The following is an 18,175-nucleotide window of genomic DNA, read 5'->3' as shown; positions in this document are numbered from 1 at the left end:
CCCCGCCTGCACGGGCGCGCCAGTCCGCCGCCTGATCTGGCACAGACGGCCCGGCCCGCCTATATCCCGCACATGACCCTGCACATCCCCTTTGACAACAGCTTTGCCCGCCTGCCTGACGGCTTCTTCGCCCGGCAGCGCCCGACCCCGGTCAAGGCCCCGCAAACCGTTGCCTTCAACCAGCCGCTGGCGCAGTTGCTGGGCATCACCGGCGAAGATGATCCGGCCCTTGCCGCGCTGTTCTCTGGAAATGCGCTGCCGGACGGGGCCGAACCGCTGGCACAGCTCTACGCCGGCCACCAGTTCGGCCAGTTCAACCCGCAACTGGGCGACGGGCGCGCCCTGCTTCTGGGCGAGGTCGTGGGCAGCGACGGCATACGCCGGGATATTCAGCTCAAGGGCTCCGGTCCCACGCCTTTCTCGAGGCGCGGCGACGGACGCGCCTGGCTGGGGCCGGTTCTGCGCGAATACGTCGTCTCCGAGGCGATGCATGCGCTTGGCATCCCGACCACCCGCGCGCTTGCTGCCACCCGCACCGGCGAAGAGGTGATCCGCGAACGCCCCCTGCCCGGCGCGGTCCTGACCCGCGTTGCGCAAAGCCATATCCGTGTCGGCACCTTTCAGGTGTTTTCGGCCCGGCGTGACAACGACCGCCTGCAAACCCTGTTCGACTACACCGTCGAACGCCATTATCCGCAGGCACGCGATCCGTTGGACCTGCTGAAAGCGGTGATTGACCGGCAGGCCGATCTGGTCACGCGCTGGATGGCGGTCGGCTTTATCCATGGTGTGATGAACACGGACAACTGCGCGCTGTCCGGCGAAACCATCGACTATGGGCCCTGCGCTTTTATGGATGCCTATGACCCGGACACGGTATTTTCCTCCATCGACCGCTTCGGTCGTTATGGCTATGCCGCGCAGGCGGACATCATCGTGTGGAACATGGCGCAACTGGCGACCGCCCTGGTGCCGCTGATGCCAGACACGGACAAGGCGATCGAGGATTTCACATCCGCCGTTCATGCCATGCCAGACCTGCTGCGCCGCCACTGGCGCAAGCGCTTTGGTCAAAAGATCGGCCTGCATGACGCCACCGAGGACGATCTCGACCTGATCGGCGAATTGCTGACGCTGATGCAGACGGGAGGTTCGGATTTCACCAACACCTTCCGCGCGTTGAGCGAGGGGACAGCCAAGGACCAGATCGCCGACCGCGACGGCTTTGCCGACTGGCAGGTACGATGGCAAAAGCGGCTGGACCAAGAGGACAATCCGCACGGGCTGATGCGGGCGGTGAACCCCGTTCTGATCCCGCGCAACCATCGGATCGAACAGATGATCGACGCCGCCGTTGAGGGCGATGACGCTCCGTTCCACCGACTGAACGCCGCGCTTGCCACCCCGATGGCCGAGAACGATGACTTCGCAGATCTGCGTCAGGCCCCGGCCAATCATGAAAAGGTGCGGGCAACCTTCTGCGGAACCTGATTACGGCCCGCCGCCCCGGCGGATCAGGTCACTGTCACCGCCGGCCGTTTGCGCCGGCGGTTGATCAGAACGATCCCCACCGCCACCAGCACCAGCGCACCGATGAAACCGATGCCAACCGGTTCGTCAAAGACCAGCCAGCCAAAGCCAACTGCCATGACGGGCGACAGAAAGCTGAACGAGGCAATGTCCGACGCCGGATAGATCGCCATCAGCCGCAACCAGAACAAAAATCCCAACGAGGCCACAAAGACGCCAAAGCCCAAGCCGAACAGGCTCAGCAGATCGGTGTCGCGCATCAATGGCCCGAACAAAGGCGCAAGGGCACATAGCACCACGGCAGAGACGGCAAGCTGCCAGAAAAGCTGCCCCTCGGCGTTCAGCTCCGACACGCGGGTCAGCCGCACGGTCAGCGCAATCCCTGCCCAGGCCCAGGAGGCAAGCAGCGCCAAAAGGTCGCCACGGATGTCTCCTCCGCCCCGGCTTTGCGGATCGGCCAGCGCCCAGGCCACGCCCGCCATGGCCAGAACCAGCCCCAGCAAGCGCCGGGCCGACAGGCGCTCGCCCGGCAGGGTGAAATGCGCCACAATCGCCAGCCAGACAGGCATGGCGTAAAAGGTGATCGAAGCACGCGACACGCTGGTCATGTCCAGCGACGAAAACAGAAAGATGAACTCGACGCTGAACAGGCCGCCCAGCATCAGCCCCGGCCACAGCGTCCGGCGCAGCCCGCCGATACGGCGACCGCTGAATTTCAGCCACAGGCCCAACACCAGCAGCGCCAGCCCCGAACGGACCCCCGCCGCAAAAACCGGCCCGAAGCCGGCATTGGTAAACTTGATTGCCACCTGGTTGAAGGCCAGCAGGCTGGCGAAGACCACCATCCCAACGGCTCCGGCCAGATCCATCTGATCCTTGCGTTCCATGCCCCCTTGGACACCCGCGAACCGACAAGGTCAATCTGCGAACGACAGTTCCCCTGTGCGCAGGCGCAGACATCTGTCACAGTCGGTGCAGGTACATCATCGGCAAGGAGGAGAAGCCTTATGGGTCTCATGGGAACACTGGCCAAGGTCGCCATCGGATATGCCGCCGCACGCGGCGTGGATCGGCTGTCTGGCGGACAAGGGCTTGGCGCGCTTCTGGGGGGCGGCGCACAGGTACCCGCCAAGACACCGGCAGCACAGATGCAGGCGCAGATGGGCAAGATGATGAGCGGTCAGATGCCACAGGGCGGCGGGTTGCAGGAAATGATGGAGACAGCGCAGAAAAGCGGTTTCCCCGGAATGCCCCCGACTGCGGGCGGCGCGGGCAACCCCTTGGCCGACATGATGAAAAGCCTGCAATCCGGCGGCATGGACCTGTCGTCGATACTTGGCAACACCGGGGGCGCCAAAGGGGATGGCTTGCTGGGCCAGCTGGGTGCCGGTGGCACCGGGCTGGCCGGGATGCTGGCGGCCTTTGCAGGCTCCGCCGCCGATGCGCAGGGCAAGGGCGCCGCGGGGTTTCTGGATGCAATGAAGGCGCAGGACACCGCCCCCGAGGCCGAAGCGGCCGCCGCCCTGATGTTGCGCGCCATGATCATGGCCGCCAAGGCCGACGGCGGCATCGACAAGGCCGAACAGGCCCGCATTCTCGACACGCTGGGCGATGATGCCGACGCCTCGGATCGGGCCTTTGTCGAGACCCAGCTCAAGGCTCCAGTCGACCCCGAGGCGCTGGCGGCCGATGTCCCCGAGGCACAGCGCATGCAGGTCTATTCCGCCTCGCTGATGACCATCCGTGTCGATACGCAGGCCGAAGCCGACTATCTGGACCGGTTGGCGCGGGCGATGCAACTGGAAGAGGCCATGGTCAACATGTTGCACATGCAGATGGGCTTGCAACCACTCTACGGCTGATCCCGGTATGAACCGAAACACGGGCTTCGGCCTTGGCCTTGCATTGGCCGGGGCGCTGGTTCTGACACCGGATGCGCTGCTTCTGCGGCTCTCGGGCATGAGCGGTTTCCAGATGCTGGGGTGGCGCGGCCTGTTCATGGGCGCGATCTTTTTGCTGGCCTGGGCCATCACCAGCCACAACCGGCGCGGCGAGTTGCGTCAGATCGGCGGCACAACGGCGCTGCTGGTGATCGCCTGCCACGCGCTTAACGCGGCGCTTTTTCCCATCGGCATTGCGGTCTCTCCGGTTGCGCCAGTATTGCTGGGCGTGGCCACGGTCCCGGTCTGGTCGGCGCTCTTTGCGCATTTGCTGTATGGCGAACGCGCCTCGACAGCGACATGGGCCGCCATCACGCTGGTGCTGGCCGGGCTGACCATCGCCGTCACCGACCATGACGCCGCCGCTCTGGATGCCGCCGCCCTGACCGGTGCGGCCTGCGGTCTGGGCGTGGCCTTTGCGTTGGCACTGAATTTCGTCACCTTGCGCCATCACCCAGATCTGCCGCTGTTGCTGGTCATCGGCATCGGCGCGCTGCTTGCCGGGGCGCTTGGCTGGGGCATGACCGGGCCCGCAGCTATGGCACAGGGCGCGCTGTGGGCAATCCTTTTGGCAGGCGGTGTGATCCTGCCGCTGTCCTTCTTTGCGCTCAGTCAGGCCTCGCGCCACACTTCGGCGGCGAACGTCAGCTTGCTGTTGCTGCTGGAAACCGTGCTGGCGCCGCTTTGGGTCTGGCTTGGCATCGGCGAAGCCCCTTCGCCCCGCATGATGGCCGGCGGCGCTCTTGTCGTGGCGACGCTGGCGGTTTACGTGGCCCGAACCCGCCGCGTTCGAGGCTTGGCCTCGACCGCGCCTTTGCCTAAAACAGGCGCCAGATCAACGACACCGGGCCCATGACCGAAAGCATTTTAGACCGCTGCACCGCCAAGGGCCTGCGCATGACCGAACAGCGCCGGACCATCGCCGACGTGCTGGAAGACGCCACCGATCACCCGGATGTCGAGGAACTCTACGCCCGCGCCGCAGAGCGCGATCCCAATATCTCGATCGCCACCGTCTACCGGACGGTCAAACTCTTCGAAGAGGCGGGCATTCTCGAACGCGTAGATTTCGGCGACGGGCGCGCTCGCTACGAAGACGCGGAACGCGAACACCACGACCACCTGATCGACCTCAACAGCGGCGAGGTCATCGAATTCGTCGACCCCGAGATCGAGGCCCTTCAGGAAAAGATCGCCGAGAAACTGGGTTACAGGCTCAAGGGCCACCGGATGGAACTCTACGGCGTCCCGCTCAAGAAACGCTGACCCCGGCGGTGCGGATTTTCGTTCCGGAGCCATCCCTCGTCCCGCGTGCCTCAAGACGGCGCCGGGCGCATGGGACAAGCCAAATCGCGGAGGGCCCCGCCGAAAGGCGGGATACCGCTATTTTGCTTGGCACAGGCGGACGGGGCTGTCAGGCACAAGGCGGGACGAGGAATGGATACGGAACGAAGATCTTCGTTCTGGTGAATCTCGAAGTTTCACACGTCCCTCCGGCCCGCCGCGCGACGTTCCGATCAACACGACCCTTCGTAGGTCTCGCGAAACGCAAGGTTCATACACATCGAGAAATGCGCCAACCGGGCACAGGATGGATCCCGGTCCACATAGCGAACGATCGCGGTTGCGGCTTCGGTCGGGGTCATGTCGGGCATCAGGCAGTAACCAAGCTCAGCCGAAACCGGGTAGTAATCCTTGCCCAACAGGCTGAATGCACCAAGCGCGCCTTCCAGCATCGCTTCGCAGTGCGCGCCGCCCGACCGGCCCTGATGCAGATCGCGGCAACTCTGGATGAAGTCTTCGGTTGTGGTGTCCGCCGCTGCTGGCAGGCCGAGCGACATCAGGCTCACGACGCATGGGATAAAACGCATTTTTGGGGCCTCCGGCGAACATGACTTGTCCGGGCAGGATACGACCAAAGCGCCCTTCTGCCCAGACATGCCATCACGACGCGTCAGGCCAGCGAGATATACACCCGCCGGTTCTGCTTGCCCTTGTTTTCGATCTTGCCCAGTTTCAGGGCACCGATCTCGCCTGTTCGGGCCACGTGGGTGCCGCCGCAGGGTTGCAGGTCCACTTGCTCACTGCCCACGCCGATCCGCACCAGCCGGATCTCTCCGGCACCGCGTGGCGGCTTGACAGACATGGTCTTGATCAACTCGGGGCGTGCGTCCAGTTCCGCTTCACTGATCCAGCCTTCGGTGACCTCAAGGTCACGGTCGACAAGCCGATTCAGCGCCTGTTCCACAGCCTCGCGGTCCTCGGGTGGCTCCGGCATCAGGAAATCCAATCGCCCGGTTCCAGCGCCGACCTGCCCACCCGTGACCGGCAAGGGGATCACCACGCTTAGCAGGTGCAAGGCAGTGTGGATGCGCATATGCCTGTGCCGCCGTTCCCAGTCCAGCGTCTGCTGGACCCGGGTGCCCACGGGCGGCAAGCGCGCGGGTTCGGCGGGCACCAGAACGGCCCCGCCGCCGTCGCCTTTGACGGCCGTTGCGATCTGAAGGCTTTGACTGCCCCATTCCAGCCAGCCGCTGTCGCCGGGCTGGCCGCCGCCGGTCGGGTAAAACACCGACCGGGACAGCACCACGCCGCCCTCATCGGTCAATGCGATCACCTCGGCGTCTGCGTCGCGCAGATAGGGATCATCAAGGTAAAGCGCCTGCGCCGTCACGCCTCGTCCCCATCGTCAGCCACGCGTTCATCACCCAAAACCGCATTGGACTTGCGCGGAGTGCTGGAGCCTTCGGCGTTCTGCGTTGCCGTCCAGCGGCTTTCCACCGCGTCGGCCAGCGCATCGGGATTGCGCAACCACAGGTCGCGCTGCGCAAAGGGAATCTCGATCCCCTCCTTGGTGAACTCCTCGACGATCTGATGGCGCATCTCGGTCTTCACTGCCAGCCCCTGCCCCACGTCACGCAGGATTGCCCGAATGCGGAAATCCAGCGAGTCCGCGCCAAAGCCCATGAAATCCACGGCAGGAGCCGGGTTCATCAGCACCATGTCGTGCTGCCGCGCGATGTTCAGCAGGATGCGTTCCACCTTGCGCGTGTCAGACCCATAGGCCACGCCCACCTCGACGATGATCCGCCCAAGGGAATTGCCCCGCGTGTAGTTCGACACCGTCCCGGACACGAGATCCGCGTTGGGGATGATGACATCGTAGCGGTCAAAGGTCTCCACCCGCGTCGAGCGCACCGAGATGTCCTTGACGATCCCGTGGGTGCCGCCAACCTCGATCCAGTCGCCTTCGCCAATGGGCCGCTCGATCAGCAGGATGATCCCTGACACAAAGTTCGACACGATGTTCTGAAGGCCGAAACCGATACCAACCGAAAGGGCACCGGCAACGATGGCCAACGAGGACAGATCCAATCCGCCCGCGGTGACAGAGATCACCACCGCAAGAAAGACGCCGACATATCCCACACCCGAGACAATCGCGTTCTGTGCGCCCTGATCCATTCTGGTCTTGGGCAGCACCGAAGTCCGCAAGGCCCCCTGCATCAGGCGCGTAAGCATATAGCCCGCGGCAAAGACGATGATCACCACGATGATCGACGTCGGCGAGATACGGGTATCGCCCAGCGTGATGCCTTCCTGCGCACGTGCCCAGATTTCGGTCAGGTCAGCGACACGCGCGCCCCAGATCAGCGCAAGAACCGGCAGCGCGATCAGCGACAGGACAAAGCCTGCCAGCACAGGCAGCAGGCTTTCGGACTTGTCCGGCTGATGACCGGTCAGCAATTCATAGATGTTGCTGATGAACTTCTGGATGACCATGATCAGGCCAACCAAGGCCAGCGTGGCAATCGTCGGATAGACCAGCGCCTCACCCACCTTGAAATAGCCGATGGCGGCCATGACCGGCCCGATGATCCCGACGATCTGGGCGACACGACCCAACAGCTTGGCAAAGCGCAGGCGGAAATCCCCCGCCCCTTCCTCGCGCGCCTCGGCAGAGCCGACCATCGCCGCTTCGTTCCGGACGCGGCCCAGACGGACCAGCAACAGGCCCGACAGAACCAGCACCGGGAATTGCAACACGGCTGCTGTGGCGGACGGGTAGCCGTCGACCTGGATCAGCGTCGCGACCAGGTCCTCGATCACATAGAGAAAGGCCAGAAGGTTCGCCAGCCGACGTGCCGTTGGCCGTTCCTCGGCCGGAAGCGGCAGGGCCGCGATCTCGTCATCCTTGTTGAACGCCTGATCCGCCAGCCAGCGGATGCCGAACAGCATCGCGGCCCAGAACGGCAGTTTGCCCAACAGGACGTTCCAGTTGTCCACGGCAAACCCGGTGGCAGAGACCGCCTGCAACAGCATCACGACGCCGATATAGGGCAAAAGGATCTGCCCCAAAGACACGAGGAAGCGGAACACACCCGTCCCCCGCCGCGTGCCCGCGCTCAGCTTGTCCACCCCGGCCTTGGCCCAATAAGCACCGCGTGCAATCAGCATCACGCCGATCAGCAGGTACAGCAGCACCATCGGCGCATTCTGCATCGCGGCCCGGCGGTTGGCCGGTGTGCTGACATTGTCGACGATCTCGGTCCAGAGGGTGGTAAAGGTCGTCCTGAGGTTCAGCAGGGCACCAGGCCAATGCACCGGGTTCAACGGCGACGGGCCGAACTCCAGCAGTTCACTGGCCTGCCGTTCGCGGATGATGCGGTCAATCTCTCCGACAATGGCATTTGCCCGCGAATAGGCCGCTTCGGCCCGCAGGACGGGGGCGCGTTGCTCGGATAGTTGCTTGTTCAGAACCGTGCGCTGGTCCGAAATATCGGCAGCCTCTGTGCCGTCTTCCGGTTCGGGACCAAGTGCTTCAAGCTGCGCCTGCAAGGTCTGGATGCGCGAGGTATTGACGCCCTGCGCGGCAAGAAACTGTTCCCGCCAGTCCGCCACCTGGGCACGCAGGGTCTCGAACCGTTCGTCCGAGGCCCGCTCGGCGTCGATCATCGCCTCCGCGCGCGAGGCCAGAGGCTCCCACGCGGTATAGTCCGGCGCGCCCGGTTGTTGCGCCAAAACAGAGGCGGACCACAGGAACAGCGAAAGAATGAGCGCCGAAAGCGCCCGCAGTACGGTCATCGGATGGCAGGTCATGCGTCCTCGAATACGCCGGGAATGCTGGAGGGGCCGCGTGTCATCCACGGCGGCGTGGGCAGGCCCTTGTCCCTCAGGAAATCCGGGTTGAACAGTTTGGACTGGTACCGCGTGCCATAGTCACACAGAACCGTCACGATGGTATGGCCCGGGCCCATCTCACGCGCCATGTGGATCGCACCGGCGATGTTGATCGCGGTGGATCCGCCCATGCACAGCCCTTCCTCGGCCAGCAGGTCAAAAACCAGGGGCAGCGCCTCTTCGTCGGTCACCTGGGTCAGGTAGTCGGGTTTGAACCCTTCGAGGTTGGCGGTGATCCGCCCCTGCCCGATCCCCTCGGAAATCGAACTGCCCTCGGCCCGTGCGGTGCCTTCGGTGTACAGCGTGTAAATGCCCGACCCCATCGGATCGACGATGCCACATTTCACGCCCTTGGGTTGCAGCGCCATGCCCACACCGGCGGCAGTCCCGCCCGAGCCGACCGCGCAGATGAACCCGTCAACCTTGCCGCCGGTCTGCTCCCAGATCTCGGGGCCGGTCGTTTCGATATGCGCCTGCCGGTTGGCCACGTTGTCGAACTGGTTGGCCCAGATCGCGCCATGCGGTTCGGTCTTGGCCAGTTCCGCTGCAAGACGGCCCGAATAGCGAACATAGTTGTTGGGGTTCTTGTAGGGCGCAGCCGGAACAAGGACCAGTTCGGCCCCGGCAAGGCGCAGCATGTCCTTCTTTTCCTGACTCTGCGTCTCGGGCATCACGATGACGGTCTTGAACCCCATCGACGCACCGACCAGCGCAAGGCCGATCCCGGTGTTCCCGGCGGTGCCTTCGACGATGGTCCCCCCCGGTTCCAGCTCGCCCCGCGCGATGGCGTCCTGAATGATATACAGCGCTGCGCGGTCCTTGACCGACTGGCCGGGGTTCATGAATTCCGCCTTGCCCCAGATCTCGCAGCCGGTCATCTCCGACGCCTTGCGAAGCTTGATCAGCGGCGTTTGTCCGACAGCCTGTGCGAGGTCCTGCGATTTGCGCATGACGTGTCCTTTCCGAAACCTGTTCCCCTTGGTGTAGGGCTCGTCCAAAGGGAACTCAAGACGCCGCGGGCCGGGAAAGCCGCGGGTTTCGGCCCTGTCTGCCCCTGATGTGAGGTTCCAGCCGGGCGCTATTGCACCACGGGCGGCATGACGCGCCAAAGGCGCGTTCCGGGGATGGTGGGCGGGGCGATGTTCCGGTCAACCGACCGGGACGAGCGCCGTCCTCCACCCCGCACAGCGACGATAGTCCTGTCAGCGCGCCCGCAGCTTGTCGCGACGTGCCGCCACCCAGTTGATCAGCATGGCCAGCGGCAGCGCATTGATCTCACCGCTGTCGACAAGCTCCATCGCCTGATCGAAGGGGATGACATGGCTGCGGATATCCTCGTTTTCCTCGTCCAGTCCGCCAATCGCCTTGTCACGTCCGGACAGATCACAAAGGCCAACAAAGGCGTGATAGAACTCGGTCGTATAGCCGGGCGAAGCGTAGCCGCGGGATGCGGGCAACAATTCACGCACATCCAGACCCGCTTCTTCGACCGTCTCGCGGCGCGCGGCCTCTTCGGGGGTTTCTCCTGCGTCGATCACACCAGCCACGGCCTCCAGCACCCAAGGTGCCGGATCGCTCCGGTGGATCGGACCAAAGCGCATCTGTTCAATCAACAGCACCTTGTCCAAAACCGGGTCATACGGCAGCACCAGCGAGACATCGAAAGCAATGAAACACTCACGATCCATCGGCGCGCTCCACGCGCCGTCGAAACGGCGATAGCGCAAGCGGAAGGGATCAATCCGGAAAAAGCCGCGATACGGCGCGCCACGCAACCCCTGGTAATCGACGTCTTCCATGCCGCTGGCGCGACGCAGGGTTTGTGGCGCACCCTCTGCCGCGATTTCGTTCGCCCAGGCCCGCGCCCGGAAAAACGGCAGCATTCCCGCCACTTCGCGGGCATCATAGCTGCCACGGCGGTCCAGCACCTCGCGGGCCGCCCGCATGGATATTCCGCCCCAGCGGTCCGCCCAATCCTCCAGCGACCATGGCGCGCCCGGTTCCCAGCGCGTTGTTTCAGGGAAATAGACCTCGGCCTGCGCAGCGCCCTCGGACGTGCTGACCGTCACTGGGCGCAGTGCATAGGCAAAACCACCTTCGTAATAGTCCAGCGCCGCGCGGTCCTCCTCGCTCAGTCCGCGCACCAACAGGCCCTCGGCGCTGGTGCCCGGGCGCGAAAGGATCAGCGGAAAGGCCTGCCCCTTGGCCCAGACCACGGCGTGATCAGGCAGGACAGCAGGCGTCACCTCGGGCAAACGGCCCAGCACAAGTTCGAGCAGCGGCAGATGCCGCAGCGTTCCGTAGAAAAACAGGTCGGACAAGGTTATCTCCAGCGTCTGCCTACCGCTTCGGCCACCAGCGCCGCCACGATACCGCCGCCCAATAGCGTCAGGATCAACTGCATGTCGAGCAGGATCATCCCGTAATCCAGACTGATCTCGAAGATCGCGGCAATCGCCTCGAAGGGAGAGTCATAGCGGTTGGCAAAGGACAGCCGCACCATTTCATTGGTGCCCTGCACCAGCAGCCCGACAATGGCCATGACAACCGCGGCGGTGATGCCGTTGTTGATGGCCGCAGTGGTTCCGCCGCCGCTGCGCGGCCCGACGAAAATCCACCCCACCAGCGCGCCGATCCCCGCGTTGACGAAGTTGAACCATCCGAAATCGACACTGAAGGGCACCAGCGGCTTGATCATGTCTGACGCGATCCAGCCCAGCACGGCCAGGCCGAGGGCGGCAAACAGTCTTGCGGCATTGGGCATGGGTCAGGCGGGCTTTGCGATGGTGATCTGGGTCACATCACAGTTACCGCCGTGAAAGGTCGCCGCGCAAGAGGCGAGGTAGAAATTCCACATCCGGCGAAACCGGTCGTCGAACCCCAGCGCCGAAACCTCGTCCCATCGGTCATTGAAGGTCTCATGCCAGCGGCGCAGCGTCTGGGAATAGCTTTCGCCGAACTCGAAACTGCGCACGACCTGCAAACCTGCCCGCTCTACCTCGGCCCGCAGTACTTCGGGCGAGGGCAGCATTCCGCCGGGAAAGATGTATTTCTGGATGAAATCCACCCCACGTCGGTACAGTTCCCACCGCTTGTGCTGCACGGTGATGATCTGAAGCGTCGCCCTGCCCCCGGGTTTCAAACGGTCCCGCACGCTGTCGAAATAGACCGGCCAATATTTTTCGCCCACGGCTTCGAACATTTCGATCGAAGCTATGCCGTCGTAACTGCCGCGTTCGTCGCGATAGTCCTGCAATTTCAATTCGACCCGATCGCTCAACCCGGCCCGCGCGATCCGATCCTGCGCATAGGCGAATTGCTCGCGGCTGATGGTCAGGCCCGTCACACGCAGCCCGCGTTCCCGCGCGGCATATTCGGCGAAGCCGCCCCAGCCACAGCCGATTTCCAGAACATGGTCGCCCGGTTGGGCCCCCATCTGGTCGATCATCGAGGCATATTTCGCCTCCTGCGCCTTTTCGAGGCTTTCCTGCCCGGTGGTGAACAAGGCCGAGGAATAGGTCATCGTGTCGTCCAGCCAGAGACCGTAGAAATCATTGCCCAGATCGTAGTGGTGGGCGATGTTCTTTTTCGCCTGCCGCTTGCTGTTGGATTGCAGCCAGAACCGGAACCGTTCCCAAGCCCGCACCAAACCGCCACCCGGATAGGCATCGAACAGGTCCTCGTTGGCGTGCACAAGATCCAGAAAGGCCATCAGGTCAGGGGTCGACCACCAGCCATCCATGTAGGCCTCGCAAAAGCCTAGGTCGCCTTCCCGGATCAGGCGGGCAAAGACATCATCGTGCGATATGTGCAGTTCCGCGACCGGCCCCGCCACCTTTCCTTCTGCGCGAAAGCAGCGGCCGTCACGCAGGATGAAATCCAACCGTCCCCGTTCCATATCGCGGGCAAGGTCAAAGACGCGGGCAAAGTATCGCGGGAGATCGGGCTGACCGTGAGTGTCTGTCAGATGCATAAGTTTCTTTCGCGAGGCGGTTATTTTAACGAAGTCTATGGCCCAATCCACATGTGGCAAGGATTTCTGCTTTGGATTTTCGCCAACATGGTGTTTTCTGGTATCAGTCCGGGGCACAACGTTCCCTCAGAACGGGAGAAGACAGATGAAGAAGCAATTGGTAGCGGTTTTCCTGATAGCCCTTGCAACTTCTGGATGTGGCAAGGTGATGAATTTCGTTGGCGTCGAGAAAGGCGAAACGACAGCGCCGCAGGCGCGCCCGGCCATGACCCTCTCGGAACCCGTCCGCGAAGTGCAGCCCAAACCGGTGGCTGGCGGATCCTGGGAACGCAACGTCGCCCGCGATATCCCCTATTACAACATGTCGGCCCTGCCGATCGCGGTCTTCAGCGATGTCGAGTTCACCCAGAAGGTCGGCACCCTGTCGCCGGGTGAAGGCGGCTATATCGAAACCTGTTCCGACGCCAAGCCGGTCTGCAAGATCGCCTATGCCGGCAATTCCTCGGGCTGGGTCAAGATGGACCGTATGGGCGGCCTGACCAACTGAACTCAGAATCCCCGGTTCTCATAGGCTGCAAGCGCCCGTTTGCGGCCTTGGTCCACGGGGACCACCGGATCGGGATAGCCATCATCGGCTGACAGGCCCCAGCTGACCGGAACGGCCTTGAAATAGCTTTGCGCCTCTTCCGATGGGGTCTTGCGTCCTTCGGCGATCCATCTGTCGACATATTGGCGCCGGGGGTCAAATTTCTCTCGTTGCGTGACGGGGTTGAAAACACGGAAATACGGCGTGGCGTCCGGCCCTGACCCGGCAGACCATTGCCACCCCATGGCGTTCGATGCCGGATCCCAGTCAATCAGGCATTCCTCGAACCAGCGCATCCCAATCTTCCAATGTGTCAAAAGATGCTTGGTCAGATAGGACGCCACGATCATCCGCACGCGATTGTGCATCCGGCCGGTCACGTACATCTCGCGCTGGCCTGCGTCGACAAAGGGGATGCCGGTGCGCCCCTGTTTCCATGCCAGCACCTCGGGCCGATCCTCGTCCGTGTTCCATGGGAAGGCCTCCCATTCCTCGCGCCAGTTGCTGCTCAGCAGATGCGGCGTGTGCCACATCAGGTGATAGGCAAACTCACGCCAGACCAGTTCCTTGAGAAAGGTCTCGGCCCCCTGTTTGCCGTCCTCCATGGCGCGCCGCCCGGCATGCCAGCATTGCGCCGGGGAAATCTCGCCCAGAGCAAGGTTTTCGCTCAGACAAGAGGTGCCGTCCCGCCATGGCAGGTCGCGTGTATCCCCATAGCGGGCCACCTTTTCGGCGATAAAGGCCCCCAACCGCCCCTGCGCCGCCTCTTCGCCAAGCTGCACCCAGGGGCGCACGATCCCGCCCCCACGCCGCATGGCGGCTCCCAGCGCCCAGTCCTCCAGCGTTTCGCTGGCGGGCCATTTCGGCGGCGCGGGAATTTTCGCGGGCGTCGTCAGGGGCGTCGCCACATCCCGGCCCCGCACCGATTTCCAGAATGGGGTAAAGACCTTGTAGTACTGGCCCTGCTTGGTCTCGACCGTCCAAGGCTCGAACAGCAGGTGCCCGGCAAAACTCTGCGCCTCCAGCCCCGCCTCTTTCAGAGCGGATTTGACCGCGGTGTCCCTATCCACGCTGGGCGGGTCATAGGCCCGCATCCAATAGACGGCCCCTGCCCCCGTTTCCCGCGCCAGCGCGGTCAGCACCTCGACCGCATCGCCCGATCGCAGGATCAGACCTGACCCCTTGGCCTTCAGCCGGTGTGCTAGGTGCCCGATGCCCAGCCCCATCCGCCATTTCGGCGCGGCACCCAGCGCATCCATCACGCCGTCACGGATCACCACCGGGATCACCGGTCGTCCCGTCCGGCAGGCTGCCTCCAGCGCGGCATGATCGGACAGACGCAGATCGCGCCGGAACCAAAGGATGACGGGGGCGGTATCGGACAAGGCGGTCTCCTTCACGGGCATTGCCCGTCATGCAGATAGCGCGCCCGTCCCAAGGGCAACCCCCGAAGCCTCAGAGAACCTGGTCCAGTGCCGTGATCAATCGGTCGACCTCGGCCTGCGTGGTGTAATGGACAAACGACAGGCGCAACACACCGCGCACCGGGTCAAGCCCCATCGCCTGCAAGGGCCGAACGGCATAGAAGTCATCGCCGCCAGCCATGATTTCGTGATCGGCCAGAGCATCGGCCACCGGGCGGGCGTTGCGGTCCAGCGCAAGGGCCACGGTCGGGGCCCGCAGCGCCGCGTCGCGCGGACCCAGCAGGCGCACGCCCTTGCGATCCGCCACCACATCCAACAACGGTTGCAACAACCGGGTCTCATGCTCTCTCATCAGATCGTGAACTTCGTGAGCGGCACAGCCGTGATGCGAGGCCAGCGCCTCGACATAATCGACCATCCCGGCACAGGCCGCCACCTGCGCATGATCCGGCCCCGCAGGCGTAAAGCGCTTTGTCAGAACATCCCCGTTGAAGTAATGGCCCTGGTTAGGCAAGACCTCGGCCAGCGCGCGGCGCACCACCATGATCCCCTGATGCGGGCCATAGGTCTTGTAGCTGGAAAACAGGTATATGTCGGGGCCCAGATCCCCCACGTCGGGAAAGCCATGCGGCGCATAGCTGACGCCGTCCACACAGACAAAAGCCCCCGCCGCATGGGCCAGCGCGGTGATCTCGACGACTGGGTTGATCTCTCCGACCACGTTGGAACAATGCGGAAAACAGACCAGCCGGACCTTTTCATCCAGCAACGGTTCCAGATCCGCCGGGTTCAGATGCCCGCTTTCCGGGTCGATCTTCCATTCGCGGATCTCGATTCCCTCCGACGCCAGCCGCCGCCACGGGCCGGAATTGGCCTCGTGATCCTGATTGGTGACGACGATGGCTTCGCCGTCTTCCATGAACTGGCGAAAGGCACGCGCCAGCACATAGGCGTTCTGAGTGGTCGACGGGCCAAAGCTCAATTCGTCGTCGCTGACCCCCAGAAGGGCAGCAAGACGCTTGCGCGCTTCGTCCATTTCCGCCCCGGCAATCGCGCTGGCAGGAAAAGCGCCGTAAGGCTGCACCTTGCGTTCCGTGTAGTAGCGGGTCAGCCGGTCGATCACCTGCCGACAGGCATAAGACCCACCCGCGTTCTCGAAAAACGCCTGCCCTTGCAGGGACGGCGCCGCAAAGGCCGGAAACTGCCCCCGAACGAATTCCATATCCATGGTCTGCTCACTCCTTGCCACTGCGCGCCCGACAAGAACCGCCGCAGCCCCGGCGCGTCAACCCGTGCCGCAAAGGCAAAAGGCCCCGGCGTTTCCGCCGAGGCCCGATTTGCAAGGGTATCCGATCAGTCTCAGGTGACGCGCCGTTCGGACAAAAGGCCCCGCCAGATGCCAAAGCACATGAACAGCAGCACCACGGTAAAGGGCAACCCGATGGAGATCGCCATGGCCTGCAACGAGGCCAGTCCGCCGCCAATCAACAACACAATCGCGATGGCTCCTTCGAACACGCACCAGAACACGCGCTGCGGCACCGGGGCGTCGACCTTGCCGCCTGCTGTGATCGTGTCGATCACCAGCGAGCCAGAATCCGACGACGTCACAAAGAACACAATCACCAGCACGATCCCGATCACCGAGGTCACCGAGGACAGCGGCAGGCTTTCCAGCAGCGCGAAAAGCGACAGTTCCGGGCTGTAGTTGTCGATCACATTCGCCTTGACCGCCGAGGTTTCCGGGTTGGCGATCATGTCGTTGATCGCTGCGCCGCCAAAGACGGACATCCAGAGTACACAGACAAAGCTGGGGATCAGCAGCACGCAGATCACGAATTCGCGCACCGTGCGGCCACGGCTGACGCGGGCGATGAACATGCCGACGAAGGGCGACCAGCTGATCCACCACGCCCAATAGAAGGCGGTCCAGCCTTCACGGTATCCGTCGTCCTCACGCCCGAATGGCATCGACAGCGGAATGACCTCTTGCGCGTAGGCCACAAGACCTTTGCCAAAGTCGGTCATCAGCCCAACGAAACCGGCCGAGAACAGCACGAAAAGCAGCAGCAACAGCGCCAGCCCCATGTTGATCTCGGACAGCACCTTGACCCCGCCATCAAGCCCGCGCAGCACCGAAACCAGCGCAACCGCGGTGATCAGCGAGATCAGGACAACCTGAACCGTCGTGGTGTTCGGCAAGCCAAAGAGCTTTTCCAGACCGGCGTTCGCCTGCGTCGCGCCGAAACCCAGCGAGGTGGCAAGGCCGAACAGCGTTGCAAATACCGCGATCACGTCGATCACATGCCCCGGCCAGCCCCAGACACGTTCGCCAAGCACCGGGTAAAAGGCCGAACGGATCGTCAGCGGCAGACCCTTGTTGTAGGAAAACAGCGCTAGCGCCAAAGCCACGACCGCGTAGATCGCCCACGGGTGCAACGCCCAGTGATACGAGGTCGCCGCCAGCGCCATGCGCCGGGCCGATTCGACGTTTTCGGGGATCAGCGTGCCGTCCTCGGCAAAGGGCCGGACCGCGCCAAGCGGCGCATCACCCCAAGGCGTGCCAAAGTAATAGGCGGGCTCCAGCACCCCGAAGAACATCAGGCCGATGCCCATGCCGGCGGCAAAAAGCATCGCGAACCAGCCAAGATAGGAATAATCCGGCGTCGCCTCTGCCCCGCCGATCCGCACGTTGCCCAAAGGCAGCACGATCAGCAGCAGGCAGAACAGCACAAAAACGTTGGCCGCGCTCATGAAGAACCAGTCGAAGGTCGACGTCAGCCATGGGCGCAGGGTTCCGAACAGCGACTCTGCCTGCTCTGGCAAGGCCAGCGCGTAAAAGACAAAAGCAACGACGCTAAGCCCGGAAATCAGGAAGACCGGGTTATGGATATCCATCCCGAACGGCCCGATCTGTGTTTCGATATTGTCCTGACCGATCTCGTAATCGGTCTGGATCAGGTCCGCCGCGCCTTCTGGCTCGGGGATTCCCTGATCGTTGGAGGTGTCAGCCATGAATGGCCTCCCATGTGTTATTGCAGTTCAGTCGGCGCAGAGGCGCCGCGTCGTGGGTCAGCGCACCACGAGGACCGAGACCTTGGCATGGCCTGCGATCGTGCCGCCGTTCGACGGCCAGATGTAGTCGGTGAGGTTTGGAATATGGCTTGCCATGACCACAAGGTCGGCACCGGTTTCGCCCACCGCCTTCAACAGCGTCGGATCCAGATCCGTCGCCGGGTCGTGGCTGGTCACCGCATGTGCCTCTGTCGCGATGCCAGAAACCGCGCCCTGCGCCTCGGCGAAACCTGCCAGCTTTGTGGCAAACTCCTGCGGCGTATGCGCGATCGAAGACGGTGCCGTCGTGGACACTCCGACATAGATAACGGTCGCGCCGTAGTGCTTTGCCAAATCCGCCGCGCAGCCCAGCGCCTTTTCCAGACGGTCGGCATGCGCGAGGTCGACCGGCACCATGATCCGTTTGAACACGTCCCTCTCCTTTCTGTTATCTTTTAAAGAGATGCGTCGGACACATCACTCCGAC

Annotated in this window: 17 protein-coding genes; 5 read left to right on the top strand and 12 right to left on the bottom strand. The window is 63.3% G+C overall.

The features are described from left to right. Window positions 1-72 precede the first annotated feature (72 nt). A complete protein-coding gene (locus KJP30_RS00935) occupies window positions 73-1,491 on the top strand; it encodes a protein adenylyltransferase SelO (RefSeq protein ID WP_218447087.1) in 1,419 nt (472 codons plus the stop codon). A gap of 23 nt (window positions 1,492-1,514) precedes the next feature. Here the strand turns inward: KJP30_RS00935 and KJP30_RS00930 are convergent, their stop codons facing one another. Continuing rightward, on the bottom strand, window positions 1,515-2,417 hold the full coding sequence (locus KJP30_RS00930) for a DMT family transporter (RefSeq protein ID WP_218447086.1): 903 nt from the start codon (window positions 2,415-2,417) through the stop codon (window positions 1,515-1,517). Between the two features lie 120 nt (window positions 2,418-2,537). Here KJP30_RS00930 and KJP30_RS00925 point away from each other — a divergent pair, with 120 nt between their 5' ends. Genes KJP30_RS00925 through KJP30_RS00915 form a run of 3 tightly spaced genes read left to right on the top strand, consistent with a single transcriptional unit; the run spans window position 2,538 to window position 4,736 of the window. Beyond that, window positions 2,538-3,392 (top strand): tellurite resistance TerB family protein, encoded by an 855-nt coding sequence (locus tag KJP30_RS00925; protein WP_218447085.1) that lies wholly within the window; start codon window positions 2,538-2,540, stop codon window positions 3,390-3,392. A 7-nt stretch (window positions 3,393-3,399) separates the two neighbouring features. Further along, entirely contained in the window at window positions 3,400-4,326 is a 927-nt protein-coding gene (locus KJP30_RS00920) for a DMT family transporter (RefSeq protein WP_218447084.1), read from the top strand. Next, window positions 4,323-4,736 (top strand): Fur family transcriptional regulator, encoded by a 414-nt coding sequence (locus tag KJP30_RS00915; RefSeq protein WP_218447083.1) that lies wholly within the window; start codon window positions 4,323-4,325, stop codon window positions 4,734-4,736. The genes KJP30_RS00920 and KJP30_RS00915 overlap by 4 nt, the downstream gene beginning before the upstream one ends. 251 nt (window positions 4,737-4,987) lie before the next feature. Here KJP30_RS00915 and KJP30_RS00910 read toward each other — a convergent pair whose 3' ends face one another. The 7 genes from KJP30_RS00910 to KJP30_RS00880 form a co-directional block, all read right to left on the bottom strand. Next, a complete protein-coding gene (locus KJP30_RS00910) occupies window positions 4,988-5,341 on the bottom strand; it encodes a Rap1a family protein (protein WP_218447082.1) in 354 nt (117 codons plus the stop codon). Between the two features lie 83 nt (window positions 5,342-5,424). Then, window positions 5,425-6,144, bottom strand: a complete 720-nt coding sequence (locus KJP30_RS00905) for an alanyl-tRNA editing protein (protein ID WP_218447081.1) — start codon at window positions 6,142-6,144, stop codon at window positions 5,425-5,427. Further along, window positions 6,141-8,555 (bottom strand): DUF3772 domain-containing protein, encoded by a 2,415-nt coding sequence (locus KJP30_RS00900; RefSeq protein WP_246594319.1) that lies wholly within the window; start codon window positions 8,553-8,555, stop codon window positions 6,141-6,143. The genes KJP30_RS00905 and KJP30_RS00900 overlap by 4 nt, the downstream gene beginning before the upstream one ends. A gap of 11 nt (window positions 8,556-8,566) precedes the next feature. Then, entirely contained in the window at window positions 8,567-9,601 is a 1,035-nt protein-coding gene (locus KJP30_RS00895; RefSeq protein ID WP_218447079.1) for a cysteine synthase A, read from the bottom strand. A 252-nt stretch (window positions 9,602-9,853) separates the two neighbouring features. Then, window positions 9,854-10,972, bottom strand: a complete 1,119-nt coding sequence (locus tag KJP30_RS00890; protein WP_218447078.1) for a gamma-glutamylcyclotransferase — start codon at window positions 10,970-10,972, stop codon at window positions 9,854-9,856. A 2-nt stretch (window positions 10,973-10,974) separates the two neighbouring features. Continuing rightward, a complete protein-coding gene (locus tag KJP30_RS00885) occupies window positions 10,975-11,415 on the bottom strand; it encodes a TrgA family protein (RefSeq protein WP_218447077.1) in 441 nt (146 codons plus the stop codon). 3 nt (window positions 11,416-11,418) lie between these two features. After that, window positions 11,419-12,624, bottom strand: a complete 1,206-nt coding sequence (locus KJP30_RS00880) for an SAM-dependent methyltransferase (protein ID WP_218447076.1) — start codon at window positions 12,622-12,624, stop codon at window positions 11,419-11,421. 145 nt (window positions 12,625-12,769) lie between these two features. On the opposite strand from KJP30_RS00880, the gene KJP30_RS00875 reads away from it, so the two are divergent. Further along, complete coding sequence (locus KJP30_RS00875; RefSeq protein WP_218447075.1) at window positions 12,770-13,171, top strand: hypothetical protein; 402 nt, start codon at window positions 12,770-12,772, stop codon at window positions 13,169-13,171. A gap of 2 nt (window positions 13,172-13,173) precedes the next feature. On the opposite strand, the gene KJP30_RS00870 is transcribed toward KJP30_RS00875, so the two are convergent. From KJP30_RS00870 to KJP30_RS00855, 4 genes are all read right to left on the bottom strand, one after another. Further along, entirely contained in the window at window positions 13,174-14,595 is a 1,422-nt protein-coding gene (locus KJP30_RS00870; protein ID WP_218447074.1) for a cryptochrome/photolyase family protein, read from the bottom strand. 70 nt (window positions 14,596-14,665) lie between these two features. Then, complete coding sequence (locus tag KJP30_RS00865; RefSeq protein WP_218447073.1) at window positions 14,666-15,862, bottom strand: aminotransferase class V-fold PLP-dependent enzyme; 1,197 nt, start codon at window positions 15,860-15,862, stop codon at window positions 14,666-14,668. Window positions 15,863-15,993: 131 nt separating this feature from the next. After that, window positions 15,994-17,649, bottom strand: coding sequence for a BCCT family transporter (locus tag KJP30_RS00860; protein ID WP_218447072.1), 1,656 nt, complete (start codon window positions 17,647-17,649; stop codon window positions 15,994-15,996). 57 nt (window positions 17,650-17,706) lie between these two features. Further along, complete coding sequence (locus tag KJP30_RS00855; protein ID WP_218447071.1) at window positions 17,707-18,120, bottom strand: universal stress protein; 414 nt, start codon at window positions 18,118-18,120, stop codon at window positions 17,707-17,709. Window positions 18,121-18,175: the final 55 nt, after the last annotated feature.

Origin of the sequence: Antarctobacter sediminis (assembly GCF_019218285.1) — a bacterium.
Taxonomy (GTDB): Bacteria; Pseudomonadota; Alphaproteobacteria; order Rhodobacterales; family Rhodobacteraceae; genus Antarctobacter; species Antarctobacter sediminis.
Note: the sequence above shows the minus strand (reverse complement) of the source record. Positions and strands in the feature narration are given on the sequence as shown.

Excerpts from the sequence above, each read along its gene's own strand:
- KJP30_RS00935 (WP_218447087.1), top strand. The coding sequence starts at position 73 with ATGACCCTGCACATCCCCTTTGACAACAGCTTTGCCCGCCTGCCTGAC.
- KJP30_RS00930 (WP_218447086.1), bottom strand. The coding sequence starts at position 2,417 with ATGGAACGCAAGGATCAGATGGATCTGGCCGGAGCCGTTGGGATGGTG.
- KJP30_RS00925 (WP_218447085.1), top strand. The coding sequence starts at position 2,538 with ATGGGTCTCATGGGAACACTGGCCAAGGTCGCCATCGGATATGCCGCC.
- KJP30_RS00920 (WP_218447084.1), top strand. The coding sequence starts at position 3,400 with ATGAACCGAAACACGGGCTTCGGCCTTGGCCTTGCATTGGCCGGGGCG.
- KJP30_RS00915 (WP_218447083.1), top strand. The coding sequence starts at position 4,323 with ATGACCGAAAGCATTTTAGACCGCTGCACCGCCAAGGGCCTGCGCATG.
- KJP30_RS00910 (WP_218447082.1), bottom strand. The coding sequence starts at position 5,341 with ATGCGTTTTATCCCATGCGTCGTGAGCCTGATGTCGCTCGGCCTGCCA.
- KJP30_RS00900 (WP_246594319.1), bottom strand. The coding sequence starts at position 8,555 with ATGACCGTACTGCGGGCGCTTTCGGCGCTCATTCTTTCGCTGTTCCTG.
- KJP30_RS00895 (WP_218447079.1), bottom strand. The coding sequence starts at position 9,601 with ATGCGCAAATCGCAGGACCTCGCACAGGCTGTCGGACAAACGCCGCTG.
- KJP30_RS00885 (WP_218447077.1), bottom strand. The coding sequence starts at position 11,415 with ATGCCCAATGCCGCAAGACTGTTTGCCGCCCTCGGCCTGGCCGTGCTG.
- KJP30_RS00880 (WP_218447076.1), bottom strand. The coding sequence starts at position 12,624 with ATGCATCTGACAGACACTCACGGTCAGCCCGATCTCCCGCGATACTTT.
- KJP30_RS00875 (WP_218447075.1), top strand. The coding sequence starts at position 12,770 with ATGAAGAAGCAATTGGTAGCGGTTTTCCTGATAGCCCTTGCAACTTCT.
- KJP30_RS00865 (WP_218447073.1), bottom strand. The coding sequence starts at position 15,862 with ATGGATATGGAATTCGTTCGGGGGCAGTTTCCGGCCTTTGCGGCGCCG.
- KJP30_RS00860 (WP_218447072.1), bottom strand. The coding sequence starts at position 17,649 with ATGGCTGACACCTCCAACGATCAGGGAATCCCCGAGCCAGAAGGCGCG.